This window comes from Falsihalocynthiibacter sp. SS001 (genome assembly GCF_042445055.1).
Taxonomy (GTDB): Bacteria; Pseudomonadota; Alphaproteobacteria; order Rhodobacterales; family Rhodobacteraceae; genus Falsihalocynthiibacter.
The window spans coordinates 1,031,364-1,047,144 of sequence record NZ_CP170339.1; the positions used below are offsets into that span (position 1 = coordinate 1,031,364).

A 15,781-nucleotide genomic window follows, 5' to 3' on the forward strand; every position below is an offset into this window, starting at 1 on the left:
AAAGGCGGCACATTGGCCGCCTTTTTTGTTTGGTTTGTTGTGTGATCAGGCGTGGATCGCACCATCGCCACACGCAAGTGCCGCCTCGCGGACTGCTTCCGAATATGTTGGGTGGGCGTGGCAGGTTAGGGCGAGGTCTTGTGCGCTTGCACCGAACTCCATCGCAACGCAGACTTCGTGGATCAAATCGCCCGCTGCGGGGCCGATGATGTGGGCACCTAGAATGCGATCTGTGTCCTTGTCAGCGAGAATTTTTACGAAACCCTCACCTTGGAAAACGGCTTTGGCGCGCGCGTTGCCCATGAACGAAAACTTGCCGACTTTGTAGTTAACGCCCTTTTCTTTAAGCGTTTGTTCGGTCGCACCTACGCTCGCCACTTCGGGAGTGGTGTAGATAACGCCAGGAATGACATCATAATTTACGTGGCCCGCTTTGCCTGCGATATGCTCTGCAACGGCCATGCCCTCGTCCTCAGCTTTGTGAGCGAGCATTGGGCCTTCGATCACGTCGCCAATCGCGTAAACACCTTTGATGTTGGTGTCCCAATGGGCGCCGGTTGCGATTTGGCCGCGCTCGGTCATCTTGCCACCTAGCGCCTCAAATCCGAGGTTGTCGACGAACGGACGACGTCCCGTTGCGACCAGAACAACATCGGTGTCGAGTGTGACTTCGGAGTCGTCTTTGCGTAGTTTATAGGTGACTTTGGCCTTGGTTTTACTGGTTTCGACGCCTTGAACAGCAGCACCCATAACAAAGTTAAGCCCTTGTTTTTTAAGGATACGTTGCAGCGTTTTCTGAACGTCCTTATCCATTCCGGGGGTGATTTCGTCGAGGTACTCAATGACGGTTACTTCGGCGCCTAGGCGCGCATAAACCGAACCAAGTTCCAAGCCGATTACGCCAGCACCGATCACGACCATCTTCTTGGGAGTTTTGGCCAAATCAAGCGCACCTGTCGAAGTTACAACGCGCTCTTCGTCTACTTTGACGCCTTTCAATTCGCTTGGCTCGGACCCTGTAGCGATCACGATATGCTTGGCTGTGTGGGCTTCGTCACCGACTTTTACTTGGCCTTCGGCGGGGATGCTGCCCCAACCTTTGAGCCAGTCTATCTTGTTCTTTTTAAACAAGAATTCGATGCCTTTGGTGTTCTGGTCGACGACGTCCTGTTTGTAGGCTTTCATCTGGTCCCAGTCCACGGAGGGGGATTTACCCTTGAGGCCCATTTTCGCGAAGTTGTGCTCTGCTTCGTGAAGTTGGTGACTTGCGTGCAAGAGCGCCTTGGAAGGGATGCAGCCGATGTTCAGGCATGTTCCGCCAAGGGTTTCGCGACCCTCTACACATGCGGTTTTCAGGCCGAGTTGGGCGAGACGAATTGCGCAGACATAGCCACCGGGGCCACCGCCAATTACGATTGCATCATAGTTCGCCATGGGTTCTCTCCTTGGGTCGAATGGGGCCGTAAAAACGGGTCATATTCCCATATGAATTACATATGATTTCCATATGAATAATTTCACATGGAAAAACGCCACACGGTCGATCCGTGCGGCGCAAAAAGTTACAGATCCATTAACAAACGGCGTGGATCTTCGAGTGCTTCTTTGACGCGCACGAGGAAGGTTACCGCGCCTTTTCCGTCTACGATGCGGTGATCGTATGACAGTGCGAGATACATCATCGGACGGATCACAACTTCGCCGTTGATCGCCATCGGGCGGTCTTGGATTTTGTGCATGCCGAGGATGCCGGACTGTGGCGGATTGAGGATGGGCGAGGACATAAGCGATCCATAGACACCGCCGTTCGAGATGGTGAAGGAGCCACCTTGCATCTCAGCCATCGAGAGCTTGCCGTCACGGGCGCGGGCGCCTTTTTCGGCGATTGCTTTTTCGATGTCGGCAAAGGACATGCTGTCCGCGTCGCGGATCACAGGAACAACGAGGCCGGTTGGTGTGCCTGCGGCGATGCCCATGTGGACAAAGTTCTTGTAAACGATGTCTGTTCCGTCGATTTCGGCGTTAACTTCTGGGACCTCTTTGAGGGCGTGGCAGCAGGCCTTGGTAAAGAAGGACATGAAGCCGAGTTTGACGCCGTGCTTTTTGAGGAAAAGGTCTTTGTACTCGTTGCGCAGAGCCATCACCTCGGTCATGTCCACCTCGTTATAGGTGGTGAGCATGGCGGCGGTGTTTTGGCTGTCTTTGAGGCGACGCGCGATTGTTTGGCGAAGACGGGTCATCTTCACACGCTCCTCGCGTGACGCATCTTCTGCGGGGCTAGCAGCGCGTGGGGCGGCAGCAGGCGTTGGCGCTGTTGTCACTGCGGAGAGTGCTTTTTGCACGTCTTCTTTCATGATGCGACCATCGCGGCCAGTTCCTTTAACGGATCCGGCATCGAGGTTGTTTTCGGCCATTAGTTTCTTGGCAGAAGGGGCGTCCTCGACGCTCTTCCCAGCGCCAGCGGACGGCGCAGGTGCTTCCTCTGCTGCGGGTGCCGCGGCCGACGCGCCGCTACCACCGAGGACGGCGAGCTTGGCGCTTGCGTCAACTGTAGAGCCTTCTTCGGCGAGGATTTCGGTCAGAACGCCGGCGGCAGGGGCGGGCACTTCGACGGAAACTTTGTCAGTTTCCAGCTCACAGAGCATTTCGTCTTGCGCGACGGTGTCGCCGACCTTCTTGAACCACGTAGAAACGGTGGCTTCGGTCACGGATTCACCGAGGGTGGGGACCATAACATCGACGCTTTCGCTCGACGCCGCAGGCGCGGCTTCGGCTGTTTTGGGCGCTTCGGACGGGGCACTTGCCGCGCCTTTGCCCTCTTCGATTGTTGCAAGCAGCGCATCTACGCCAACGGTTTCACCCTCTGCGGCGACGATTTCGCCCATCGTGCCAGCGGCCGTTGCGGGCACTTCGACGGTTACTTTGTCGGTTTCCAGCTCACAGAGCATTTCGTCGACGGCGACAGCATCGCCCGGTTTCTTGAACCAGGTTGCGACGGTGGCTTCGGTTACGCTTTCGCCCAGAGTAGGGACACGGACTTCTGTGGACATGATAGCTTATCCTTGCAGTGTGAGCGCGTCGTGAACGAGCGCAGATTGTTGAGCTTTGTGTTGAGAGGCGAGACCCGTTGCGGGGCTTGCCGATGCCGGACGACCCACATATGCGGGGCGGGTGTGTTTGGCGTCGATCCGTTCGAGAACCCATTCGATATTGGGTTCCATGAAGGTCCATGCGCCTTGGTTCTTGGGTTCTTCCTGACACCATGTGATCTCGGCGTTTTTGAACCGCGAGAGTTCGTTGACCAGAGATTTGGCAGGGAAGGGGTAGAACTGTTCAACGCGCAGCAGATAGATATCGTCGATACCGCGTTCGTCGCGCTCTTCGAGGAGGTCGAAGTAGACCTTGCCCGAGCACATAACCACGCGTTTGATCTTGTCATCCGCCACCAGTTGTGTATCGCTGTTGCCTTGTTGGGCGTCATCCCAGAGGACACGGTGGAAGGAGCTTCCTGTTGTGAATTCCTCTTTGGTGGACACGGCCAGCTTGTGACGCAAGAGCGACTTGGGCGTCATAAGCACAAGCGGTTTGCGGAAGCTGCGGTGAATTTGGCGGCGCAGGATATGGAAGTAGTTCGCTGGTGTCGTACAGTTCGCGACGATCCAGTTGTCCTGACCACACATTTGCAAGAAGCGCTCAAGGCGTGCGGAGCTGTGCTCTGGCCCTTGGCCCTCAAAACCGTGCGGTAGGAGCATCACGAGGCCGGACATCCGCAGCCATTTGCTTTCGCCGGAGGAGATGAATTGATCGAACATGATTTGCGCGCCGTTGGCGAAGTCGCCGAACTGTGCTTCCCAAGCGACGAGGGTATTTGGCTCTGCGAGGGAATAGCCGTACTCAAACCCGAGAACCGCGTATTCCGAGAGCATCGAGTCGATGACTTCGTAATGCGCTTGGCCTTCGCGGATGTGGTTAAGCGGGTAGTAACGCTCTTCGGTATCTTGGTTTACGATGCCTGAGTGGCGTTGGCTAAATGTACCGCGTGTTGCATCCTGACCAGAGAGGCGGACAGGGTACCCTTCGGTTGCAAGTGAGCCAAAGGCAAGTGCCTCGCCGGTTGCCCAGTCGATATTCTTGCCAGTTTCAAACATCTTGGCTTTCGACTCTAAGAGGCGGCCGATCGTTTTGTGAACGGGCATATCCGCAGGGACCGTCGAGAGGGCCTTGCCAACCAGATCAAAGGTCGATTTGGAGATGGCAGTCTTGCCACGCTGGTAGTCGTCTTTGTTCTTGTCGAGGTGCGACCAGCGACCATCCAGCCAGTCGGCCTTGTTGGGCTTGTATTCTTTGCCTGCTTCGAACTCTTCGTTGAGGTAGGATTGGAAGGCGGCCTTCATATCCTCGATCTCGCCCTCAGGGATGAGGCCGTCGCGAATGAGGCGCTCGGTATAGAGTTGGAGCGTGGTTTTCTGCTTTTTGATCTTTTTGTACATCAACGGGTTGGTGAACATGGGCTCGTCGCCCTCGTTGTGGCCAAACCGACGGTAGCAGAAAATGTCCAGAACCACGTCTTTGTGGAACTTCTGGCGGAACTCGGTGGCAACCTTGGCGGCGTGTACAACGGCTTCTGGGTCGTCGCCGTTGACGTGGAAGATCGGAGCTTCGACCATCAGGGCGATATCGGTTGGGTAGGGGCTTGAGCGGCTGAAATGCGGCGCAGTGGTAAAGCCGATCTGGTTGTTCACAACGATATGGATTGTGCCGCCAGTTTTGTGGCCGACGAGGCCCGAAAGGCCAAAGCACTCTGCAACGACGCCTTGACCCGCAAAGGCCGCATCACCGTGGAGAAGGATGGGGAGGGTCTCTGTGCGTTTTTTGTCGTTGGTCTGCTCTTGCTTGGCGCGCACTTTGCCGAGAACGACCGGGTTCACGGCCTCAAGGTGGCTTGGGTTTGCTGTAAGCGAGAGGTGAACGGTGTTACCGTCAAATTCGCGGTCAGAGGAGGCGCCGAGGTGATATTTCACATCGCCAGAGCCGTCTACATCTTCGGGTTTGAAGCTGCCGCCCTGAAACTCGTTAAAGATCGCGCGATAAGGTTTGCTCATCACGTTCCCGAGAACCGAAAGACGGCCACGGTGGGGCATCCCGATCACGATATCCTTAACGCCGAGAGAGCCGCCGCGCTTGATGATTTGCTCCATCGCGGGGATGAGGCTCTCGCCGCCATCCAGGCCGAAACGCTTGGTGCCCATGTATTTGACGTGCAGGAATTTCTCAAAGCCCTCGGCCTCGACAAGCTTGTTGAGGATGGCTTTGCGACCTTCGCGGGTGAACTGGATTTCCTTGCCAAAGCCTTCGATACGCTCTTTGAGCCAGCCAGCCTCTTCGGGGTTGGAAATGTGCATGTATTGCAGGGCGAATGTGCCGCAATAGGTGCGCTTAACGATGTCGATGATCTGGCGCATCGTCGCAAGCTGTAGGCCCAGCACGTTGTCGATAAAGATCGGGCGATCCATGTCGGACTCTTGGAAGCCATACGTCTTGGGATCAAGCTCTGGATGGTTCGCTGTGTCGGCCATGCCGAGCGGATCGAGATCGGCGGCAAGGTGGCCACGAATGCGATAAGCGCGGATTACCATCAAGGCGCGGACAGAATCCAGAACCGCTTGTTTGATTTGCTCGTCAGATACCTTAACGCCCTGTTCGGCGGCTTTCTCTTTGATCTTTTTGCCAGCGGCTTCTGGCTCGGCGGCCCATTGACCGTCAAGCGCCTGAGTCAGATCGTCGTTGGGAACAGGGGGCCAGTCGTTACGTGCCCAGCTTGGACCTGCGGCCTCTGCGACGACATCCGTGCCCGCGTCACCAAGCTCTGCAAAGAACGCTTGCCATGCGGCATCAACGGCGTTCGGATCTTGGGCGTATTGTGCGTAGAGTTGCTCAATATATTCCGCGTTGTGCCCCTGAAGGAAGGAGGAAGCTTGGAATTGGTCGTTGGGGCTTTGGTCGGTCATGACGAGATCACCTTATGTGGGTTGGGACCGTATTGATTGGGAGTTGGTTCGCTCGGGCGAGTAAGCCACCAGAGAACCAAGAGAGGGCCAATAAGTGCGACGAGCATAATCGGGATCAGGACAAGCGTGGAAAGCGCGCCCATTACAACAGCAATCGTTTCAAGGCCGAGGAAACCCCCCGTAAATGCCACGGAACCAGCTGCGATCCAGACGAGTGTGAAAACGCCGAACATGATGAGCATTGGAAACAGTAGATAGAGGCCACTTCGGCCTGTATCATGCATACGACGCCAGCCGGCGGCGAGCGTAGGAATGAAGATAATCAGCGAGAACAGGCTTGCGAGTGGACCGTTATTGTCCACTTGGGCTGAGGCCGTACCATCGCCGCTGGTTACTTCTACAACGTTTGTGCCGAAAATGGCGGTGTCTAGCAGGCCAAAAACAAAGTTCCCCAAAATCAGGAACAATATGAAATACCAATACTCGGACCGCGAAGCGCGGCCCGAGAAGGTGACGTATTTCTTAAAACACGTCCTTATAGCCTGCCAAAAGCCCATTAACCGATGGCCTTAACAACCGCTTCGCCGAGGGTGGCGGGGCTGTCTGCAACGATGATCCCTGCAGATTTCATTGCTTCGATCTTGCTCTCGGCGTCACCTTTACCGCCAGCAATAATCGCACCAGCGTGGCCCATGCGACGGCCGGGAGGGGCCGTACGACCAGCGATAAAGCCAGCGACGGGCTTCCAGCGGCCTTTTTTCTTTTGCTCGGCAAGGAATTCAGCAGCTTCTTCCTCTGCGGAGCCGCCGATTTCGCCGATCATGATGATGGATTGTGTTTCATCATCGTCAAGGAACATATCGAGCACGTCGATGTGTTCTGTCCCTTTGATCGGGTCGCCGCCGATACCAACAGCAGTCGATTGGCCAAGGCCGATGTCAGAAGTCTGTTTCACGGCCTCATATGTAAGAGTGCCCGAGCGGGAAACAACACCCACGGAACCACGTTTGTGGATCGAGCCGGGCATAATGCCGATTTTACATGCGTCAGGCGTAATCACACCAGGACAGTTAGGGCCGATCAAGCGAGATTTGGACCCCTCGAGCGCGCGCTGAACGCGCATCATGTCGAGAACGGGGATACCCTCTGTGATACAGATGATAAGTTCCATTTCGGCATCAATTGCCTCAAGGATCGAGTCCGCAGCGAAGGGGGGCGGCACGTAGATAACCGAAGCATTTGCCTCTGTTACGTGCTTGGCTTCGTGGACCGAGTTGAACACTGGAAGGTTCAGGTGGGATTGGCCACCCTTGCCCGGCGTCACGCCGCCGACCATTTTCGTGCCATACGCGATGGCTTGTTCGGTGTGGAAAGTGCCCTGCGAACCTGTGAGGCCCTGACAGATAACTTTGGTATTTTCGTTTACGAGTACTGCCATGGTCTTAGCCTTTCACCGCTTTGACGATTTTTTGAGCGCCATCTTTGAGGTCGTCGGCGGCAATTACATCCACGTCGGAGTTGTTGATGATCGCTTTACCCTCTGCGACGTTTGTGCCTTCGAGGCGGACAACGAGCGGAACCTTGAGGCCCACTTCTTTCACCGCAGCGATCACGCCCTCTGCGATCACATCACAGCGCATGATGCCGCCGAAGATGTTTACGAGGATGCCCTTTACGTTGGGGTCGGAGGTGATGATTTTGAAAGCTTCGGTCACTTTGTCTTTGGTTGCGCCGCCGCCAACATCAAGGAAGTTCGCAGGCTCTGCACCATAGAGTTTGATGATGTCCATCGTCGCCATCGCAAGACCGGCACCGTTGACCATACAACCGATTTCGCCGTCGAGAGCGATATAGTTGAGGTCATATTTGGATGCTTCGAGCTCTTTGGCATCTTCTTCTGTTTCGTCGCGCAGGGCGATGATGTCAGAGTGGCGATAAAGCGCGTTGCCGTCGAAGGAAACTTTGGCGTCGAGAACCTTGAGGTCGCCTTTGTCAGTGACGATCAGCGGGTTGATCTCGAGCATCTCCATGTCTTTCTCAACGAAAGCTTTATAGAGAAGGCCCATCAGAGCCACACACTGCTTAACTTGCGCACCTTTGAGGCCGAGCGAGAAAGCGACGCGGCGGCCGTGGAAGCCTTGGTAGCCTGTTGCAGGATCAACCGAGAAGGAGAGGATTTTCTCTGGTGTTGCTGCGGCGACTTCTTCGATGTCCATGCCGCCTTCGGTGGAGCAGACAAACGAGATGCGCGATGTTTGACGATCAACGAGAAGCGCGAGGTACATCTCTGTTTCGATGCCTGAGCCATCTTCGATGTAGATGCGGTTGACTTGTTTGCCAGCGGGGCCAGTTTGGTGCGTGACCAACGTGCGACCGAGCATTTTGGCGGCTTCTTCTGCGGCTTCGGCCACAGATTTCGCGAGGCGTACACCACCAGCGGAGCCGGCAGACTCTTCTTTGAATTTACCTTTGCCGCGTCCACCAGCGTGGATTTGAGCTTTCACAACCCAGAGTGGGCCGTCGAGTTCGCCTGCGGCGGTTTTTGCGTCTTCGGCTTTGAGGACCACACGTCCGTCCGAGACGGGAGCACCGAAATCGCGGAGGAGGGCCTTGGCCTGATACTCATGAATATTCATGAAGGAATCCAATCTTAAAGCTACGTTCCATCCGACGTAAACACGCATGGAACACGTAAATAAACGGTTTTCGCTACAATCTTTCCTAATATGACTGCTTTTTTGCAGTTTGTGATCACAGCGTAAAATTTTGTGATCACAGGGTGCTTGGGTGTTAGCGCAACCCGAATCACATGAATGAATGTTGATATATTGCCCCAGAAATAAAGGGACGAGAACCCTTGGTCCCTTGTCACGGCGGGCACGCATGTTAGCTTTGTCAAAAGCAAATTCGAGAGGCGGGCGCCTGAATGGAAGAAAAACTGGGGTCTCCGACCTGGGCGGTTGCGCTGACGGCGGCTGAACCTGCGGCGCTGGTTTTGGCGAATGTCGCGCATCATCTGGCGACGGGTGCCGCGGAGGTATTTGTGTTTCTGGATGTCGAGAACGCTGACCTATCCCGAACGCTTTCTGCTCATCCAAGAGTTACTGTAGAAAACTGCGATGCTGACTATTGGACGCGCGTGAACGGCAGACGGCCGAAGTTGCATACTACACGCCAGAAACTCAATCTTGCTGAGGTGCGGACGCGATGCGATTGGCTTCTGAATATCGATGCCGATGAATTCCTCTGGTGCGAGGAAGAGTTCACGCAAATTCTGGCGCGGGTTCCAGACAGTAAGGGTTGGTTGAAAATCCTAACAAGGGAGCGGCGGCGGATTGCTGGGCGTACTCCGCTGGATATTTTCGAGGGAGTGTTCGTTGCGCGCGAGGGCGAGGCTTTGGCCCTAACGGACGGGGGGTTTACGGGCCACGTGGTCGGAAAATCCTGCGTGAGGATGGGGCGTGGCTATGAGTTAAGGCTTCACTCACCCCAACAGGCGGGAGAGGAAAAATGGGTGCCGCGCGAGGTTTCGCAGGATGCGGTACTGCTCCATTTCGATGGCCTGACGCCGCTGCATTGGGCGAGCAAACTCCTTTTGCGCGCGCAGCTTGGCCCAGAGATGGTGCGCAAGAATTACCACAATAAGAGGCGGTTACAGATCGTTAAAGCCGCGCAGGCGGTGCCGGATATAGCCGAGATTGAGGCGCTGCAAACGCGGTTGGCTAGTGTTGCGGAGGGTGCGGATGCCTTAGAGGTGGATTTAGACCTCGCGCGCAAGGTTGCGTTCGCATTTTCAGATGCAAAGGTTGATCTCTCGGTGGCAAGTTTTGACGCGATTATCCGGCCACGTGTTGATGAAATGATGACGAAGGTTGAGCCGAATGACCCAGAATGGGAAGCGCTGGCGCAGACCGTTCTTAAACGCGAAAAGGGCTGAGTTTCCCCAGCCCTTTCCAATTCAAATATCGCCGAAAACTTAGGCGAGGGATGGGTCGATTTCTTTACAAGCAGCGACCAAGCCTTTGACAGCGTTAACGGAGTTGTCAAACATCTCTTGCTCATCTTTGGAGAGTTTGATGTCCGCGATGCGCTCGATACCACCGGCGCCGATCACTGTTGGAACGCCAACATAGAAACCATCTAGGCCAAACGCACCGTCAACATATGCCGCACAAGGCAGAAGGCGCTTTTGGTCTTTGAGGTAGGCTTCGGCCATCTCGATCGCAGAAGTCGCAGGAGCGTAGAAAGCGGAGCCAGTCTTGAGCAAGCCAACGATCTCTGCGCCGCCATCACGTGTACGTTGTACGATTGCGTCGAGTTTTTCCTGCGTTGTCCAACCCATTTTCACAAGGTCAGGCAAAGGAATGCCCGCAACGGTCGAGTAGCGTGTCAGCGGAACCATTGTGTCGCCGTGGCCACCCAGAACGAAGGCCGTTACGTCGCGCATGGAAACTTCGAACTCTTCCGAGAGGAAGTGACGGAAACGTGCGGAATCCAGAACGCCTGCCATGCCGCAAACTTTGTTGTGCGGAAGGCCCGAGAATTCGCGCAGTGCCCAAACCATCGCGTCGAGCGGGTTGGTGATACAGATAACAAACGCGTTTGGCGCGTGTTTCGCGATACCTTCGCCAACCGATTTCATCACTTTGAGGTTGATACCCAAGAGATCATCACGGCTCATGCCAGGTTTGCGGGCAACACCGGCGGTTACGATGCAAACGTCTGCGCCTGCGATGTCGGCGTAATCCGTTGTGCCGGACATTGCTGCGTCGAAACCCTCAGATGGGCCAGATTCCGCGATGTCGAGGGCTTTGCCCTGTGGGGTTCCGTCAGCGATGTCAAAAAGGACGACGTCGCCCAGTTCTTTCATTGCTGCGAGGTGGGCGAGTGTGCCGCCGATTTGCCCCGAGCCGATAAGGGCGATTTTGGGTCTAGCCATGAATTTGATCCTTGGTCTGTTTAAATCCGCCATTTGCCTAGCCATTTGCGGGCCGTCGCGCAAGGGTGGTGCGAAAGAAGCCGCGTATTAAGGGTTACGATAGCGCTAACACTGGGGTATGAGTGACGTGATCATAGTCAATATGGCGCGCTGGGAGGCATAATGGAGCTGGATTTTACGTTTTTCGCGTTTGCGATACCTGCGGTGCTGTTTGCGGGCATTTCCAAAGGGGGATTCGGTAGTGGCGCGGCCTTTGCGGCGACACCGTTCCTTGCGCTGATTCTAACGCCGGGGCAGGCTGTCGGGCTGATGCTCCCGTTGTTGATGTTGATGGATTTGGGAGCGCTTAAGGCGTTCTGGAAAAAGTGGAACTGGCATTGTGCCAAACTCTTGGTGATCGGATCGTTGCCCGGTTTGGCGCTTGGTGGGCTTTTGTTCGGGATTGCGGATCCCGATGTGTTCAAATTCCTTATCGGTTTCGTGGCGGTGGGATTCGTTGCGTATCAGGTGGCGTTAGCGACGGGTGTGTTGCGTATAGCCCAGGAAGAGGTGCCAGATTGGGGCGGGTATCTTGCGGGGTTCGTTGCGGGATTTACGAGTTTTATCAGCCATGCTGGTGGGCCGCCTGCGGCGGTTTATCTCTTGTCACAGAAGTTGGGAAAGACCGAGTTTCAGGCCACAACGGTTATTGCCTTCTGGGCCATTAACGCGCTGAAATTTCCGCCATATGTCGCGCTTGGTATGGTCGGGAAAGAAACAGTTTTGGCCACAGTTCTTTTGGCGCCAGTTGCGTTCTTGGGAGTGTATCTTGGCGTCGTCGGGCATCACAAGCTCTCGGACAAATGGTTCTTTCGCCTCACCTATGTGTTCCTACTTATCACAGGCGGCAAGTTGATCTGGGAAAGCATGACCTAGAGCGGTTCTCCCTTTAATGCGGCGAGGTCCTCCTCTAGCGTTTCAAACGCATGGCCCGTCGCCATCAGGCAGGTAAAGCCGTTCGGTGTTGTGAGGGTAATTGTCCACGAGCCAGACTTCTCGCTCGCGAATACTTCGACGACCGTATTATTGGCGCCAAGTCCGACGCTTTGGCGTGTTTCGCCATAGCTCTCGGCCAGTTTGTCGAGCACGTCCTGACGGGGTGCGCAGGCGCGTTTTGTTTGGGATTGTGCGGCGAATGGCGCGAGTAATAACGCGGCAAGCGCAACTGAGGTAACGATTTTCTTCATGGTTCAGTACCTTTCCAAAAGGTGCAAAACCCATTGCCGAGGCCATTCCGAATGCAAATAATCGGCGGCAGGGGCTTGGCCCATCGCTGAAATATTTGGTTCGTTTACCGTCTTTGATATGGCGGCCAGCCAGACGGACCTCCTTGTCCAAAATTAGTTCAGCTTGCCTATGAAAATAAACAAAAAATAGCGCCCTGTTGGCGGGCAGTTCTTGTTTGGGTAAGACATCAATAGTACCACGAAACGGGTGATGCGACAAGTTTGCACTTGTCAAATACTGCAATATCTGGCTTGAATTTGTAACAATATTGCGAGGAAGAATTGAGTGACACAGATGCCCCCCCTGACACGTTCCGTACTTTATATCCCTGCATCCAAGGAGCGCGCGCTCGATAAGGCGCGGGGATTACCTGCGGATGCGATCATTTTTGATCTGGAGGACGCAGTCGCGCCAGACGAGAAAGAGACCGCGCGGAATACCTTGCGAGCTGCTCTGAAGCAGGGCGGATATGGTCGGCGTTTGCGGATCGTGCGTGTAAATGGAGCGGATAGCGCATGGGGTGCGGATGACCTTCGGGCGCTCAAGGAGATGTCGTTCGATGCGGTTTTGTTGCCCAAAGTCGAGACATCGGCGCAGGTGGATGCCGTCGTTGCCGTGCTTCCCGATACACCAGTATGGGCTATGATCGAAACGCCGCTGGGCGTGTTGAATGCAGCGGAAATAGCAGCGCATTCCGCGATTGAGGGGTTTGTTATGGGGACTAACGACCTCGCCAAGGAACTGCGCTGTCGTTTTCGTGCGGATCGTTTGCCACTTATGGGTGCACTTCAATCCACGCTTCTTGCGGCGCGGGCGCACGGCGTGATTGCGGTCGACGGCGTCTATAATGCGTTTAAGGACGAGGAGGGGCTTGCCGCCGAATGTGCGCAGGGGCGCGACCTCGGGTTTGATGGCAAGACGCTGATTCATCCTGCACAGCTCGCGATCGCGAACGACGTGTTCTCACCGGACGAAGCAGCCGTAGATCTCGCGCGCCGTCAGATTGACGCTTATGAAGCGGCCGAAAAGGATGGGCAGGGAGTGGCCGTGCTGGACGGAAAAATTGTCGAGAACCTGCATGTTGTGACGGCGCGACAGATACTTGCGCAAGCCGAGGCCATTGCCGCGACCGCAGAATAGCTATAATGTTAATGTTGTTTACATTAACTCAGAAAATCGAGAGTTTTACATGGCATTATTAATATTGGGCGTCGCTCTTTGGGCATTTGCGCACTTCTTTAAGCGGCTATTTCCCGCAAAGCGCGCCGAGATTGGCGATAAGGCCAAAGGCGGTGTTGCGCTCGCCCTTCTTGCGAGCATCGTTGCGATGGTAATCGGGTATCGTGGGGCCGAATTTATCCCCGTCTATACGCCGATTCCGGGGATCGGACATTTGAATAACCTTCTGATGATACCGGCGATTTTCCTAATGGGAGCAGGGAGCGCCAAGGGTGTAGTGGCAAGCAAAATCCGCCACCCGATGTTGTCGGGTGTTACGGTCTGGGCGGTTGCGCATTTGCTGGTGAATGGTGACGTAGCTTCGATCATTTTGTTTGGCGGATTGGGGCTTTGGTCCTTGGTTCAGATGTATTTGATCAACCGTGCAGAAGGCGCATGGAGCCGTCCCGTCGCGGGGCCGATCTCTAAGGATGTGCGTGTTCTAATTGTGACCTTTGTCCTGTATGCCGTCATCGCGTTCATACACAACTGGCTAGGATATAGCCCCTTTCAAGGAACATACGGATGAAGATCTATCGCTTACTTACCGAAGAAGACACATCGGCATTTTGCCACAAGGTTTCGCTGGCGCTTAGCAAGGGTTGGGAGCTCTATGGCAGTCCGACGTATGCATATGACGCTGCGAATGGCGTGATGCGTTGCGGACAGGGCGTAACCAAAGAGATCGACACTCCTTACAGCCCAGACATGAAGTTGGGTCAGCAGTGAGCAAGACCAACGCTGGACGCTTTTTCGAAGATTATCGCGTGGGGCAAGAGATTGTTCACGCGGTGCCGCGTACGATTTCGGGCGGGGAGCGCGCGATGTATCACGCGCTCTATCCTGCACGCCATGCGGTGCATTCTTCTGACGAATTCGCGCGCAGCGTTGGATATTCGCAGGCTCCACTAGATGATTTGATCGCGTTTCACGTGGTCTTTGGCAAGACGGTTCCTGATGTTTCACTCAATGCTGTTGCGAATTTGGGGTATGCCGAGGGTGAGTTCCTTCGGCCTGTGTTCGCGGGGGATACGCTTACGGCGACCTCGACGGTGATCGGCCTCAAGCAAAACAGCAGCGGTAAGACAGGCGTCGTTTATGTGCGTACGCGTGGAGAGAACCAGCGCGGAGAGGTGGTTCTGAGCTATGTGCGGTGGGTGATGGTTCGTAAGCGCGACGTCGATGCTCCTGCATTCGAGACAGTGGTGCCGCAACTTGCCACTCACGTTCTGCCCAAAGATTTGCCCGTTCTGCAGGGAGTGGATTTTAGCCGCTATGATTTCGATCTGGCCGGTGAGGCGCATCGTTGGAGCGATTACGAAATTGGCGAAGTCATCGATCACGTTGATGGCGTCACGATGGAAGACGCCGAGCACATGTTGGCGACGCGCCTGTGGCAGAACACGGCCAAGGTGCATTTCGACCAAACCGCGCGCCCCGATGGGCGTCGGCTTATCTATGGTGGTCACGTTATTTCGATGGCGCGGGCGCTTTCCTTTAATGGATTGGCGAATGCGCAGCGGATTATCGCGATCAACAGCGGCGCCCATGCCAACCCCTGCTATGCGGGCGATACTGTGCGTGCATGGAGCGAGGTTCTGGACAAAGCAGAGCTTGACGCACCAAACGTCGGCGCGCTTCGGCTTAGGCTAGTTGCGACGAAAGGGAGCGCAGGTGAATTGCGCGGAGATGACGGAAAGTATCTGCCCGAGATCCTGCTGGACTTAGATTATTGGGCGATCGTTCCGAAGTAGATTGAGCGTGTTTTCCCGAGAATCGTCAGGCGAATATTTGTGATCGAATTTGTGATCACGCGAAGATATTGCGTGATCACAAAGCGAAATTAATACTCCTGATCCCGCAATTTTACGCGTTTTTGCCGCTCTCTATGAGTGACATAGGACAAAAATACGTTATTAGTTGGAAAAACTGATCCAAAGGCATCTTATCCTGAAAGGGTGAACCCATGGCTGACAAGAAGCAGAGCGCCCGCCCGCTCTCTCCGCATCTCGGCATTTACCGGCCCCAACTTAACTCCTTCACGTCGATTATGACGCGAATTACCGGCAACGCATTGATTGTAAGCTTTGTGCTTGTTGTTTGGTGGCTCTTTGCGGCCTCTAGCGGCGAAGAATATTTTGCCTTGGCAAACGGATTTCTGACGTCTTGGTTCGGACGGTTGATCATGGTGCTGTCGCTCTTGGGTATTTGGTATCACTACCTCGCAGGTCTGCGTCATCTCTATTTTGACTCAGGACGCGGTCTTGATCCCGTTGTTGCCGACAAGCTGGGTTGGGGCATCATTATTGGATCCGTCGTTTTGACATTGATCACCTGCGTGATCGTTTAG

Annotated in this window: 15 protein-coding genes; 7 read left to right on the top strand and 8 right to left on the bottom strand. The window is 55.0% G+C overall.

The features are described 5' to 3' along the window. Nucleotides 1-45: 45 nt before the first annotated feature. From lpdA to sucC, 6 genes are all read right to left on the bottom strand, one after another. Nucleotides 46-1,434: a dihydrolipoyl dehydrogenase gene (gene lpdA / locus ACFE33_RS05140; RefSeq protein WP_380057796.1), complete on the bottom strand. Its 1,389-nt coding sequence runs from the start codon at nt 1,432-1,434 to the stop codon at nt 46-48. Nucleotides 1,435-1,562: 128 nt separating this feature from the next. Then, nucleotides 1,563-3,050 carry a 2-oxoglutarate dehydrogenase complex dihydrolipoyllysine-residue succinyltransferase gene (gene odhB, locus ACFE33_RS05145; protein WP_380057797.1) on the bottom strand — a complete coding sequence of 496 codons (1,488 nt, stop codon included), beginning with the start codon at nt 3,048-3,050 and terminating at the stop codon, nt 1,563-1,565. Between the two features lie 6 nt (nt 3,051-3,056). Continuing rightward, nucleotides 3,057-6,008, bottom strand: a complete 2,952-nt coding sequence (locus tag ACFE33_RS05150; protein ID WP_380057799.1) for a 2-oxoglutarate dehydrogenase E1 component — start codon at nt 6,006-6,008, stop codon at nt 3,057-3,059. Continuing rightward, the gene (locus tag ACFE33_RS05155; protein WP_380057801.1) at nt 6,005-6,565 is read right to left on the bottom strand and encodes a DUF805 domain-containing protein; all 561 of its coding nucleotides are present in this window, start codon (nt 6,563-6,565) and stop codon (nt 6,005-6,007) included. Before ACFE33_RS05155 ends, ACFE33_RS05150 begins: the two co-directional genes overlap by 4 nt. After that, nucleotides 6,565-7,446, bottom strand: coding sequence for a succinate--CoA ligase subunit alpha (gene sucD, locus ACFE33_RS05160; protein WP_380057803.1), 882 nt, complete (start codon nt 7,444-7,446; stop codon nt 6,565-6,567). The genes ACFE33_RS05155 and sucD overlap by 1 nt, the downstream gene beginning before the upstream one ends. Nucleotides 7,447-7,450: 4 nt before the next feature. Continuing rightward, nucleotides 7,451-8,644, bottom strand: a complete 1,194-nt coding sequence (gene sucC, locus ACFE33_RS05165) for an ADP-forming succinate--CoA ligase subunit beta (RefSeq protein WP_380057805.1) — start codon at nt 8,642-8,644, stop codon at nt 7,451-7,453. Nucleotides 8,645-8,934: 290 nt separating this feature from the next. On the opposite strand from sucC, the gene ACFE33_RS05170 reads away from it, so the two are divergent. Continuing rightward, the gene (locus ACFE33_RS05170; protein WP_380057807.1) at nt 8,935-9,945 is read left to right on the top strand and encodes a glycosyltransferase family 2 protein; all 1,011 of its coding nucleotides are present in this window, start codon (nt 8,935-8,937) and stop codon (nt 9,943-9,945) included. Nucleotides 9,946-9,984: 39 nt separating this feature from the next. Here the strand turns inward: ACFE33_RS05170 and mdh are convergent, their stop codons facing one another. Continuing rightward, on the bottom strand, nt 9,985-10,947 hold the full coding sequence (mdh, locus tag ACFE33_RS05175) for a malate dehydrogenase (protein ID WP_380057808.1): 963 nt from the start codon (nt 10,945-10,947) through the stop codon (nt 9,985-9,987). 162 nt (nt 10,948-11,109) lie between these two features. On the opposite strand from mdh, the gene ACFE33_RS05180 reads away from it, so the two are divergent. Next, the gene (locus ACFE33_RS05180) at nt 11,110-11,862 is read left to right on the top strand and encodes a sulfite exporter TauE/SafE family protein (RefSeq protein ID WP_380057809.1); all 753 of its coding nucleotides are present in this window, start codon (nt 11,110-11,112) and stop codon (nt 11,860-11,862) included. Here the strand turns inward: ACFE33_RS05180 and ACFE33_RS05185 are convergent. Beyond that, nucleotides 11,859-12,173: a hypothetical protein gene (locus ACFE33_RS05185; protein WP_380057811.1), complete on the bottom strand. Its 315-nt coding sequence runs from the start codon at nt 12,171-12,173 to the stop codon at nt 11,859-11,861. The genes ACFE33_RS05180 and ACFE33_RS05185 overlap by 4 nt on opposite strands. 334 nt (nt 12,174-12,507) lie before the next feature. Between ACFE33_RS05185 and ACFE33_RS05190 the strand changes: the two genes are divergently transcribed. The 5 genes from ACFE33_RS05190 to sdhC all read left to right on the top strand — a co-directional run bounded on the left by ACFE33_RS05190 (nt 12,508) and on the right by sdhC (nt 15,781). Further along, nucleotides 12,508-13,353, top strand: coding sequence for an HpcH/HpaI aldolase/citrate lyase family protein (locus ACFE33_RS05190; protein ID WP_380058657.1), 846 nt, complete (start codon nt 12,508-12,510; stop codon nt 13,351-13,353). Between the two features lie 49 nt (nt 13,354-13,402). Then, entirely contained in the window at nt 13,403-13,960 is a 558-nt protein-coding gene (locus ACFE33_RS05195; RefSeq protein WP_380057812.1) for an NnrU family protein, read from the top strand. Further along, nucleotides 13,957-14,160: a DUF1737 domain-containing protein gene (locus ACFE33_RS05200; RefSeq protein ID WP_380057814.1), complete on the top strand. Its 204-nt coding sequence runs from the start codon at nt 13,957-13,959 to the stop codon at nt 14,158-14,160. The genes ACFE33_RS05195 and ACFE33_RS05200 overlap by 4 nt, the downstream gene beginning before the upstream one ends. After that, nucleotides 14,157-15,185 (top strand): MaoC family dehydratase, encoded by a 1,029-nt coding sequence (locus ACFE33_RS05205; protein ID WP_380057816.1) that lies wholly within the window; start codon nt 14,157-14,159, stop codon nt 15,183-15,185. The genes ACFE33_RS05200 and ACFE33_RS05205 overlap by 4 nt, the downstream gene beginning before the upstream one ends. A 212-nt stretch (nt 15,186-15,397) precedes the next feature. Then, entirely contained in the window at nt 15,398-15,781 is a 384-nt protein-coding gene (gene sdhC, locus ACFE33_RS05210; RefSeq protein WP_380057818.1) for a succinate dehydrogenase, cytochrome b556 subunit, read from the top strand.

Excerpts from the sequence above, each read along its gene's own strand:
- lpdA (WP_380057796.1), bottom strand. The coding sequence starts at position 1,434 with ATGGCGAACTATGATGCAATCGTAATTGGCGGTGGCCCCGGTGGCTAT.
- ACFE33_RS05190 (WP_380058657.1), top strand. The coding sequence starts at position 12,508 with ATGCCCCCCCTGACACGTTCCGTACTTTATATCCCTGCATCCAAGGAG.
- ACFE33_RS05170 (WP_380057807.1), top strand. The coding sequence starts at position 8,935 with ATGGAAGAAAAACTGGGGTCTCCGACCTGGGCGGTTGCGCTGACGGCG.
- ACFE33_RS05150 (WP_380057799.1), bottom strand. The coding sequence starts at position 6,008 with ATGACCGACCAAAGCCCCAACGACCAATTCCAAGCTTCCTCCTTCCTT.
- ACFE33_RS05185 (WP_380057811.1), bottom strand. The coding sequence starts at position 12,173 with ATGAAGAAAATCGTTACCTCAGTTGCGCTTGCCGCGTTATTACTCGCG.
- ACFE33_RS05155 (WP_380057801.1), bottom strand. The coding sequence starts at position 6,565 with ATGGGCTTTTGGCAGGCTATAAGGACGTGTTTTAAGAAATACGTCACC.
- mdh (WP_380057808.1), bottom strand. The coding sequence starts at position 10,947 with ATGGCTAGACCCAAAATCGCCCTTATCGGCTCGGGGCAAATCGGCGGC.
- sucC (WP_380057805.1), bottom strand. The coding sequence starts at position 8,644 with ATGAATATTCATGAGTATCAGGCCAAGGCCCTCCTCCGCGATTTCGGT.
- ACFE33_RS05200 (WP_380057814.1), top strand. The coding sequence starts at position 13,957 with ATGAAGATCTATCGCTTACTTACCGAAGAAGACACATCGGCATTTTGC.
- ACFE33_RS05180 (WP_380057809.1), top strand. The coding sequence starts at position 11,110 with ATGGAGCTGGATTTTACGTTTTTCGCGTTTGCGATACCTGCGGTGCTG.
- sdhC (WP_380057818.1), top strand. The coding sequence starts at position 15,398 with ATGGCTGACAAGAAGCAGAGCGCCCGCCCGCTCTCTCCGCATCTCGGC.
- ACFE33_RS05195 (WP_380057812.1), top strand. The coding sequence starts at position 13,403 with ATGGCATTATTAATATTGGGCGTCGCTCTTTGGGCATTTGCGCACTTC.
- sucD (WP_380057803.1), bottom strand. The coding sequence starts at position 7,446 with ATGGCAGTACTCGTAAACGAAAATACCAAAGTTATCTGTCAGGGCCTC.
- odhB (WP_380057797.1), bottom strand. The coding sequence starts at position 3,050 with ATGTCCACAGAAGTCCGTGTCCCTACTCTGGGCGAAAGCGTAACCGAA.